Source organism: Oleiphilus sp. HI0086, assembly GCF_001635225.1.
In genome coordinates this window covers 1-1,237 of record NZ_LWFZ01001260.1, presented here as the reverse complement: position 1 = coordinate 1,237, position 1,237 = coordinate 1, and the positions used below count along the sequence as shown (strand labels likewise).

At 45.3% G+C, this 1,237-nt stretch carries 2 protein-coding genes; one reads left to right on the top strand and one right to left on the bottom strand.

All coding sequences use genetic code 11. The features are described from left to right. The coding region (locus tag A3756_RS21850; RefSeq protein ID WP_068554635.1) for a PaaI family thioesterase at positions 1-446 on the bottom strand (446 nt) is incomplete at its 3' end. A gap of 261 nt (positions 447-707) precedes the next feature. Between A3756_RS21850 and A3756_RS21845 the strand changes: the two genes are divergently transcribed. After that, positions 708-1,237, top strand: a 530-nt coding sequence (locus tag A3756_RS21845) for a M48 family metalloprotease (protein WP_156490677.1), incomplete at its 3' end; no start/stop codon positions are given.

Sequence of the window (1,237 nt, the reverse complement as noted above, 5' to 3'; positions counted from 1 at the left end):
ATCACATCTAAGGAAGGAATGCCCTTCTCGCCCATACGCATAAAGGTTGCGACACAATGCGCCACAGTCCGGTCAATCTGATAAGCCTCACACTTCATAAACAAGATATTGTTGGTTGAACGGTAGCAGCTTGCTCTCGCGAATACTGACTGCCCCGGTTTTGCCTGGCGCATATAGTCAACACGCAAATCTAGTGTTGGGCAGAGTTCAAACTCCGGCATTGCACATAGCACACCGGCACCTGCGGTCGTATCCATCAAGGTGGTAATCGCACCACCATGAATAACCCCTGAATCTGGGTTACCGATAATCTTCTCGCTGTAAGGCAATTCTAGTATCAGCTCGTTTTCTCTTGCAGAAACAACCTTAATACCCAACTCCTGGCACTGAGCCAATACGCTTACAAAGCTTTCGACTTGGGTAAACAACATGGTTTCGTCTCTCATTCATTCTCTCACAATCAGCGTTACATAATTTAGCTGGGAACGCTTATTCTAGTTAAGCATAAAATGTCAGCTCCTTATCAGCTAACATATTTGAAGCGCCGAAGTATAACCAATGTCACACTTTTTAAGAAATGTAATTAATCAGGAGATTTCCACCTAGCATCCTATTTATAACAATAGTAATTACTCATTTGCTATTGAAAAGAGTGAATCCATTAGCGCAAAATTGACTTACTGTTAACTAGAACCCGGTATTGTCTTATGCGCCCCATTTTTACTTATCTTCTACTCTGCCTAACCTTGCTCTGTAGCGCTTGCTCTGTAAACCCGGTAACCGGAGAAAAGCAGCTAATGTTCAGCTCTTTTTCTGAAGACGTTAAAATAGGCCAGCAACAATACCAACCAGCACAGCAATCACAAGGTGGCGCCTACAACCTTGATCCGAAGCTTAGTGAATATGTCAGCACGGTTGGTATGAGGCTCGCCGCCCTTAGTGATGTCCCAAAACTTCCCTATGAGTTTGTCGTTCTCAATAACTCAGTCCCTAATGCTTGGGCCCTGCCATCAGGCAAGATTGCTATTAATCGTGGCCTGCTCTTAAAGCTGGAAAGTGAAGCTCAACTAGCTGCAGTGCTTAGTCATGAAATTGTTCACGCTGCTGCCAGACACGGCGCCCAGCGTCAGCGTGATAATTTACTGGTTCAAGTCGGCATGGCGGGCCTGGGTTTAGGCTTGGCGAATAATGACTATCGAGACTTAATTATTGGCGGTGCGAACTTAGGGGCAAGGTT